At 65.3% G+C, this 8483-nt stretch carries 6 protein-coding genes and 2 pseudogenes; all 8 read right to left on the bottom strand.

Features of this window, described 5'->3' with window-relative positions:
- Positions 1 to 434, bottom strand: a pseudogene (locus AC5JJ6_RS30565) (polyribonucleotide nucleotidyltransferase); the annotation flags it as partial.
- Positions 435 to 772: 338 nt separating this feature from the next.
- Positions 773 to 1042 carry a 30S ribosomal protein S15 gene (gene rpsO / locus AC5JJ6_RS30560; protein WP_044428460.1) on the bottom strand — a complete coding sequence of 90 codons (270 nt, stop codon included), beginning with the start codon at positions 1040 to 1042 and terminating at the stop codon, positions 773 to 775.
- 29 nt (positions 1043 to 1071) lie between these two features.
- Positions 1072 to 2013, bottom strand: coding sequence for a tRNA pseudouridine(55) synthase TruB (truB, locus tag AC5JJ6_RS30555; protein ID WP_496045669.1), 942 nt, complete (start codon positions 2011 to 2013; stop codon positions 1072 to 1074).
- A gap of 217 nt (positions 2014 to 2230) precedes the next feature.
- Positions 2231 to 2710: pseudogene (gene rbfA / locus AC5JJ6_RS30550) on the bottom strand (30S ribosome-binding factor RbfA); the annotation flags it as partial.
- Positions 2711 to 2962: 252 nt separating this feature from the next.
- Positions 2963 to 5716: a translation initiation factor IF-2 gene (gene infB, locus AC5JJ6_RS30545; protein WP_496045668.1), complete on the bottom strand. Its 2754-nt coding sequence runs from the start codon at positions 5714 to 5716 to the stop codon at positions 2963 to 2965.
- A 10-nt stretch (positions 5717 to 5726) separates the two neighbouring features.
- Complete coding sequence (locus AC5JJ6_RS30540) at positions 5727 to 6470, bottom strand: RNA-binding protein (protein ID WP_496045667.1); 744 nt, start codon at positions 6468 to 6470, stop codon at positions 5727 to 5729.
- A 90-nt stretch (positions 6471 to 6560) separates the two neighbouring features.
- Positions 6561 to 8078: a transcription termination factor NusA gene (gene nusA / locus AC5JJ6_RS30535; protein WP_496045666.1), complete on the bottom strand. Its 1518-nt coding sequence runs from the start codon at positions 8076 to 8078 to the stop codon at positions 6561 to 6563.
- A 60-nt stretch (positions 8079 to 8138) separates the two neighbouring features.
- Positions 8139 to 8483, bottom strand: a 345-nt coding sequence (gene rimP / locus AC5JJ6_RS30530) for a ribosome maturation factor RimP (RefSeq protein WP_496045665.1), incomplete at its 5' end; no start/stop codon positions are given.

Raw genomic sequence — 8483 nt, 5'->3', positions numbered from 1 at the left:
AAGGGCAGGCCGGAAATCGTCAGGGCGGCCGAGGTGCCGACCAAGGCAACGATGTCGGGATCGTTCTCCATGTCGTGGCTCAGCACGGTGCAGATGACCTGCGTCTCGTTGCGGAAGCCGTCGACGAACAGCGGGCGGATCGGCCGGTCGATCAGGCGGCTGACCAGCGTCTCCTTCTCGGACGGGCGGCCTTCGCGCTTGAAGAAGCCGCCTGGGATCTTACCGGCGGCGAACGCCTTCTCCTGGTAATTGACCGTCAGCGGGAAGAAATCCTGACCGGGCTTCGCGGTCTTGGCACCCACGACGGTGCAGAGCACCGTGGTCTCGCCGTACGTCGCCATGACGGCGCCATCGGCCTGACGGGCGACCTTGCCGGTCTCAAGGACCAGCTTTCTTCCGCCCCAATCGATTTCTTTTCTGAAGACGTTGAACATTGTTTCTTCCTTCCATCCGACACCCGAAACATCCCGGATTGGATGGTTCGAGCCGGGGCCTCCAGTCGTTCACGACCCCGCATGTAAACAGGCCAGCAGCAGAACAGGCTAAAGGCCGGTCAAGGATGCTTCCTCACCGGCATACGATAGCTCATCAATGAAATGCAGCCGTAAGTTTCTTATCCGCCGCGAAGAAAGCTTCGCGGCGGATCAAGAACAGACGCACGCCACAACCCGTCGGCCACTTCGTCATGATGCGAAGTCTGGTCGGCTCGGCGGTCCGGGCTGGTTTCGGCAAACGGAAATGTCCGATGGCGGCGTGCGGAAATGCCTGTGCCTTAGCGGCGCAGGCCGAGACGCTGGATCAGCTGCTCGTAGCGGCCGACGTTCTTGCGCTTCAGGTAGTCGAGCAGGCTGCGGCGCTGACCGACCATGACCAGGAGACCACGACGGCTGTGGAAGTCCTTCTTGTGGGTCTGGAGGTGTTCGGTCAGGTTGCGGATACGCTCCGACAGGATAGCGACCTGGACTTCCGGCGAACCGGTATCGCTCTCGCCCGTCTTGTATTCCTGGATGACTTCCTGCTTGCGTTCGGCAGTAATCGACATCGGGATCTCCGTTCAATAGTCGAGTTGATTCAAAGGTTCAGTACACGCACCGGCCGGATCTCTCCGCCCTCGACCTTGGCCAGCGCCACCGGCTTGCCGCCGGAAACGGCTAAAACGACAGCGCCATCGCCCGACGGATCGTAGTCCAGGCTTTCCAGCCTTTCGCGATCCTGCCGGCGCAACAGTGCCACCGTTTGACCCAGTCTCAGTCGGTGCGCTTCAGCTTCCGTCAGGGCGAACGCCGGGATGTCGTCCAGCGCCGTCTCGATCGGAAGCAGAAGTCTTTCGACGGCGGCACCTTGCTCCAGCGCCGCCAGATCGTCCAGGGAAATCGCCTTTTCAAGCGTAAAAGAACCCACATTCAGCCGCCGGAGCCGCGTTATGTGGCCGACCGTGCCCAAAGCGAGGGCAAGATCGCGCGCCAGCGAGCGCATATAGGTCCCTTTGCCGCATTCCACCTCGAAATCCGCGTGATCGGCGTCGGGAAGGCCGATCAGGTGGAAACCGTCGATGCGGACGATGCGGGATGCCAGCTCCACCGTCTCGCCCGCGCGGGCGAGGTCGTAGGCGCGCTCGCCATCGACCTTGATGGCGGAGAACTGCGGCGGCACCTGGGAGATTTCGCCCTGGAAAGCCTCGAGCGCCACCTCGATCTCGTCCTCGGTCGGGCGCCTGTCGCTGGTCGCGATGACGCTGCCTTCGAGATCGTCGGTGGTGGTCTGCTCACCCCAGCGGAGGCGGAAGCGGTAGGTCTTGGTGCCGTCCATGGCGTAGGCGACCGTCTTGGTCGCCTCGCCGAAGGCGATGGGGAGGACGCCGGTCGCGATCGGGTCGAGCGTGCCGCCATGCCCCGCCTTCTCGGCGTTGAGCAGGCGGCGGACCCGCGCCATGACCTGGGTGGACGTCATTCCGGGCGGCTTGTCGATGACCAGCCAGCCGTGGATAGGGACTCCCTTGCGCTTACGCGCCACGGCGGCCTCGGCCGTTCGAGGATTTCAGACCCGAGGACTTCAGGGGAGCCGGCTTGTCGCCGTCGTTCGGCTCGTCCTCTTCGTACTCCGTCTCTTCCTCGTCCTCGTCATCCTCGTCGAGGTCGTCCTCGTCTTCTTCCTCGTACTCGGGACCGTCCTCGTCTTCGTCTTCTTCGTCGTCGAGGTCGTCTTCCTCTTCGTACTCGGCCTCGTCGTGGCCCGGTCCGTCGCCGTTCATCCCGGTATGGGTGCCGTTGTGGGTATCGGTGACGTCGCCGTCATCCTCGTCCTCGTCGTTCTCGTCGTCGCTGGTGGCGAGGTCGCGGGCGACTTCCGGATCGTGCAGCAGGCGGTTGATGTGGTCGGCGTATTCGAAGGAGGTGTCCGCCTCGAACGACAGCGTCGGCACGTAGCGCAGCTTGATCGCGCGGGCGATCTGGGCGCGGAAGAAGGCGGCGGCGCGGCGCATGGCGGCCACGGTCTCGCCGACCTGCCCGCCGCCGAGCGGCGTGATGAAGGCGGTGGCGTTGCGCAGGTCCGGGCTGATCCGGACTTCCGTCACGGTGACGTTGAGGTTTTGCAGTTCGGGATCGCGGAAGTCGCCCCGGCGCAGGACTTCGGCCAGCGCGTGGCGCAGTTCCTCGCCGACACGCAGTTGCCGTTGCGACGGGCCGCGGGCTGAGCGTTTGTTGCTCATGAATTCGTTTCCTTTTTCACCGACGGCAAAGGGATGCCGATCGATACCGACGGGGCTTTCTGATGAACCGTCAGCGGGCTTGAACGGCCCATTTCGCAGTAGCAAGGCGGATTGGTGCTGGTTTCCGACGCCTGTCATCCTGATTCGGCAGCGTCCCGGCATCAGGAGAGTGGAGGAGGACCGGAAAATCCTCGCACGGGTATCGGGCTATGAAGTCCCGATACCCCGCGAGGTCTTCGGCGACAGCTCCTGTCAGAGCTGGCGCGCTACTTCTTCGATCTCGTAGGCTTCGATCACGTCACCGGCCTGGACGTTCTCGTAGTTCTCGAACGCCATGCCGCATTCGTAACCCTCGCGCACTTCGCGGACTTCGTCCTTGAAGCGCTTCAGGGTCTTCAGCGTGCCGGTGTGGATGACCACGTTGTCGCGCAGCAGACGGACGCCGGCGCCACGCTTCACGATGCCTTCGGTGATCATGCAGCCGGCGACCTTGCCGACCTTGGTGATGTTGAAGACTTCGCGGATCTGGGCGTTGCCCAGGAAGCGTTCGCGCAGGATCGGCGACAGCATGCCGGTGAGGGCCGCCTTCACGTCGTCGATGACATCGTAGATGACCGAGTAGTAGCGGATCTCGATGCCGTCGCGCTTGGCCATCTCGCGGGCCTGGGGGTTCGCACGGACGTTGAAGCCGAAGATCATGGCCTTGGACGCGTTCGCCAGGGTCACGTCGGATTCGTTGATGGCGCCGACCGAGCTGTGGAGCACCCGCACCTTCACTTCCGTGTTGGTGCTGGTCAGACGCTCCAAAGCGCCGCTGATCGCCTCGATCGAACCCTGCACGTCGCCCTTGATGACGATCGGCAGTTCCTTGGCTTCGCCGGCCTGGATGCGGGTGAACATCTGCTCCAGGGTGCCGCGCGATCCGGCAGCCGACGCCGCTTCGCGCTTCTTGCGCTGACGGAACTCGGTGATCTCGCGGGCACGGGCCTCGGTCTCGACCACGGCGAACTCGTCACCGGCCATCGGCGTGCCGTTGAGGCCAAGGACCTCGATCGGCATGGCGGGACCGGCGCTGTCGGTGCTGGCGCCGCGGTCGTTGACCAAGGCACGGACACGGCCCCACTCGGCGCCGGCGACGAAGATGTCGCCGACCCGCAGGGTGCCGCGCTGGACCAGCACGGTGGCGACCGAACCACGGCCGCGCTCCAGCTTCGCCTCGATCACGACGCCTTCGGCGATGCGGTTCGGGTTGGCCTTCAGCTCCAGGATTTCGGCTTGGAGGAGGATGGCTTCCTCGATCTTGTCAAGGCCCATGCGGGTCTTGGCCGAGACTTCGACCGCCAGGACGTCGCCGCCCATCTCTTCGACGACCAGTTCGTGCTGGAGCAGTTCCTGACGGACCCGGTCCGGGTTGGCGTCGGGAAGGTCGCACTTGTTGATCGCGACGATGATCGGAACCTGCGCCGCCTTGGCGTGATGGATGGCTTCGACCGTCTGCGGCATGATGCCGTCGTCGGCCGCCACCACCAGCACCACGACGTCCGTGACGTTGGCGCCGCGCGCCCGCATCTCGGTGAAGGCGGCGTGGCCGGGCGTGTCGATGAAGGTGATCTTGCCGCCGGAGCCGAGCACGACCTGATAGGCGCCGATGTGCTGGGTGATGCCGCCAGCCTCGCGGGAGGCGACGTCGGTCGACCGTAGCGCGTCGAGCAGCGAGGTCTTGCCGTGGTCGACGTGGCCCATGACGGTGACGACGGGAGCCCGTGAGATCAGGTTCTCCTCGATGTCCTCGTCGCCCTTCAGGCCGACTTCGACGTCCGATTCCGAAACGCGGCGCATCCGGTGGCCGAACTCGGCCACGACCAGCTCCGCCGTATCGGCGTCGATGGTCTGGTTGATCGTCGCCATCACGCCCATGCGCATCAGCGACTTGATCACGTCGGCGCCGCGCTCGGCCATGCGGTTGGCCAGTTCCTGCACCGTGATGACTTCGGGGACCACCACGTCGCGGGTGATCTTCTGAGTCTCCTGGCGCATGTTGAGGCGCTGCTTCTCGCGCTCACGCGCTCTCCGCAACGCCGCCATGCTGCGGGTCCGTTCGGACTCGTCGCCGCTCAGCGCCTGGGTGACCGTCATCTTGCCGCTGCCGCGGCGGCGGTCGCCGGCCTTGCCCTTGGGGGCGGCCGGAGCCTTGGCCGGAGCCTTGGGAGCGCCGGGGCCGCCGGGAGCGACCTTGCGGCGGCCCCGGTCGTCCTCTTCCTCGTGGACAGGAGCCGCCGGAACCGGCCTGCCGGCGACGGCATCGGCTGCGGCGGGAGCGCGCGCCGGGGCGGGGCCCCTGCGGCGGTCGTCGTCGCCGGACCGCGAGGCCGGAGCGTCGCCGTCCGCCCGTGCCGGGCCGCGGCCCGCCGGTGCGGCCGGACGCCGGGCGGCCTCGGCTTCCTTGCGCTTGGCTTCTTCTTCCTGACGCTTGCGCTCCGCCTCTTCGGCAATGGCGCGCTCTTCGTCCTGAATGCGCTTCAGCTCTTCCACCTCGCGCTGGCGCAGCGCTTCGGCGGTGAGTTCCTGCTCGGGAGCTTCCGCGTCCTCGACGGCCGGCGGCTCCTCCTCGATCACGACGGCCTGGGCCAGCTCGGCTTCCATCTGACGCCGTTCCTCGTCGGAACGGATGGCGTCCTGAAGAGCCTTGAGGCGAGACTCGCGCTCTTCCTTGGTGAGCTGGCGCACCGCGGGCTGTCCGCGCTGGCCGCGTCCGCCGCCCGACCCCTTCGTGGGCAGGCCCTCGGCGGCACGACGCGCGGCGGCGCCGCCGTCGGCGACACCGGGTGCGGCGCCCTTCTCGATGGTCCGCTTGCGCTTGACCTCGACGGTCACGGTCTTCGACCGGCCATGGGAAAAGCTCTGCCGGACGGAGCTGTCGGCAGCGGGTTTGTTCTTCAGTTCGAGCTTACCCTTACCGGAGAGGCTCAGAACTTTCTTGCGGTCCTGGTCGTTACTGTCAGTCATCTGTGTCCGACTAGCTCGTCGTTAAATCTGTTGCCCGGCCGGCCGATGCCGGACCGCAATTTCCATCACCCGAGATACTCTGGCGAAGACCCGCATACCGCCGGCAATCCTCCAGAAAGCGCTTGGCCAACCGGCCCGGCGCCAGCATCGCATGCACCGCATGGTCGCGGCCGAAGGCGTGTCCCAAATCCCCGGTGTCGAACAAGTCGATCACCGGAGCTTCGCCCGCCAGCGCCCTGACCTTCGCGCGTCCATCGTCGGCACCGTCGGATGCCGCGAGCAGGACGCCCGCCTTGCCGTGCTTCAAAGCCTCGCGGACCTTTTCGAACCCAGCCACGGCGATGCCGGCGCGTCGCGCCAGACCGATCGTGTCCAGGCACCGGCGCTTCAGAAGCGCTTCCACCAGATCGGGGAGGTTCCGATCGACCTTGACCGAGCGGCGTGCCGCTTTGCCAAAGGCGCTCTTCTTGAACGCCTTGATCAGGACGTTCCGATCCGCGGTGACCCAAAGTCCCCGTCCGGGCAGGCCGCCTTCCAGATCCGGCACCACGAAGCCTTCCGGCGAAATGGCGAAACGGATCATGCCGGAACGGTCCGCGACCGTTCCGGTGACGATGCAGCGTCTCATCGGGCTGCGGCGGCCGCCGATCGCCTCTTCCTCCAGGGCCTCGAGACCGGTGGTGCCGGGATCGGGGTCTTGGCAGAAGGCGAATGGTTCCGGTGGCGGAGGTATATGGGTGTTCAGCGATATCATCCCTTGCTGGGTCGATCCTTGGTTGGAGGCTAAGTCGTTCGGGCCGAGGTGTGTCTCGGTTGGTGTCTGGTATGGTCCGTCCGGTGACGCCTACTTGTCCTGTCCGGTATCGGCGCTTGTCGTGGCGCCTTCCTCGGTGAACCAGTGGGCACGGGCGGCCATGATTATTTCGTTGGCCTCGTCGAGGCTCATCGCATCCTTGCCGAGGATCTCGCGAAGCTCGTCACCGGCCAGATCGGCAAGGTCGTCCAGCGTCTTGACGCCGTTCTCCCCCAGCTTGACCAGCATGACCGGGGAGAAACCCTCGATCCCGGCGATCTCTTCCGAGACCCCAAGAGCCTGACGGCGTTCCGTCAGCTCGCTGTTCTGCTGGTCCAGGAACAGCCGGGCACGGTCGCGAAGCTCTTCGGCGACGTCTTCGTCGAAGCCCTCGATCTCGGCCAGTTCATGGATCTCGGCGAAGGCGATTTCCTCGACCGACGAGAAACCTTCGGCCACCAGCAGGTGGGCAATCACGTCGTCGACGTCGAGAGCGTCGATGAAGAGCTGCGACCGGGTCTTGAATTCCTCGGACCGGCGCTCGGACTCTTCGTTCTCGGTCATGATGTCGATGTCCCAGCCGGTGAGCTGGCTGGCGAGCCGGACGTTCTGGCCGCGGCGGCCGATCGCCAGACTCAATTGGTCATCGGGAACCACGACTTCAATGCGCTTGCTCTCTTCGTCCATCACGACCTTGGCGACCTCGGCCGGAGCCAGGGCGTTCACCACGAAGGTCGCCGGGTCCTGGGACCATGGAATGATGTCGATCTTTTCGCCCTGAAGCTCGCCGACGACGGCCTGGACGCGGCTGCCGCGCATGCCGACGCAGGCGCCGACCGGATCGATCGAGCTGTCGTGGCTCAGCACCGCGATCTTCGCGCGGGAGCCGGGGTCGCGGGCGACAGACTTGATCTCGATGATGCCGTCGTAGATCTCGGGCACTTCCTGGGAGAACAGCTTCGCCATGAACGTGGGATGGGTGCGCGACAGGAAGATCTGCGGACCGCGGGCTTCCGCCCGTACGTCGTAGATGTACGCCCGTACGCGGTCGCCGTTCTTGAAGTGCTCGCGCGGCAGAAGCTCGTCGCGGCGCAGGATCGCTTCGGCGCGGCCCAGATCGACCGTGACGTTGCCGTATTCCACGCGCTTGACCAGACCGTTGACGACTTCGCCGATGCGGTCCTTGTATTCCTTGAACTGGCGCTGCCGCTCGGCTTCGCGGACCTTCTGGACGATGACCTGCTTGGCGGTCTGGGCGGCGATCCGGCCGAAATCGATCGGCGGCAGTTCGTCCGTCAGGAACTCGCCCAGGGCCGCGTCCTTCTTCATCCGCTGCGCCTCGCGCAGGGTGAGCTGAGTCACCTCGTTCTCGACGGTTTCGACCACTTCAAGATAGCGCATCAGGTGGATGTCGCCGGTCTTGCGGTCGATGCGCGCCCGGATGTCGTGCTCATGCCCGTACTTGGAGCGGCCAGCCTTCTGAATCGCCTGCTCCATCGCTTCCAGGACTTCGTCCCGGTCGATGTTCTTTTCGCGGGCGACCGCATCGGCTACTTGTAGCAGTTCCATTCCAGAAGTCCCTGGCGTTCGTTTAGGTTCTAGACATCGAGACGTGAGGCGAAGAGCCGGCTACTGCTGCGCTGCCGTAGCGGCGATCAGCTCGTCGGTCAGGAGCAGCTTGGCGCGCTGCACAGCGTCGAAGGGGATAGAAGCCGGGCCGGTGTCGGTATCGATCCGCACCGCCCCGTTTTCGACACCCTTCAGGATACCGCGAAACCTTTTGCGGCCGTCGAGCGGGAAGCGCGTCTCGATGCGCGCCTCGAAGCCGGCGAACCGTTCGAAATCCTTCAGCCGGGTCAACGGCCGGTCGATCCCCGGCGAGCTGATTTCCAGCGTATAGGCGGAAGAAATCGGGTCCTCGACATCCAGCAGAGCCGAAACGGCGCGGCTGATGTCGGCACAATCCTCCACCGT

The organism is Skermanella sp., assembly GCF_059503625.1.
Note: the sequence above shows the minus strand (reverse complement) of the source record. Positions and strands in the feature narration are given on the sequence as shown.

What these genes read in the sequence shown, in the direction of transcription:
- infB (WP_496045668.1), bottom strand. Translation starts at nt 5,716, where the DNA reads ATGACTGACAGTAACGACCAGGACCGCAAGAAAGTTCTGAGCCTCTCC.
- AC5JJ6_RS30540 (WP_496045667.1), bottom strand. Translation starts at nt 6,470, where the DNA reads ATGATATCGCTGAACACCCATATACCTCCGCCACCGGAACCATTCGCC.
- rpsO (WP_044428460.1), bottom strand. Translation starts at nt 1,042, where the DNA reads ATGTCGATTACTGCCGAACGCAAGCAGGAAGTCATCCAGGAATACAAG.
- nusA (WP_496045666.1), bottom strand. Translation starts at nt 8,078, where the DNA reads ATGGAACTGCTACAAGTAGCCGATGCGGTCGCCCGCGAAAAGAACATC.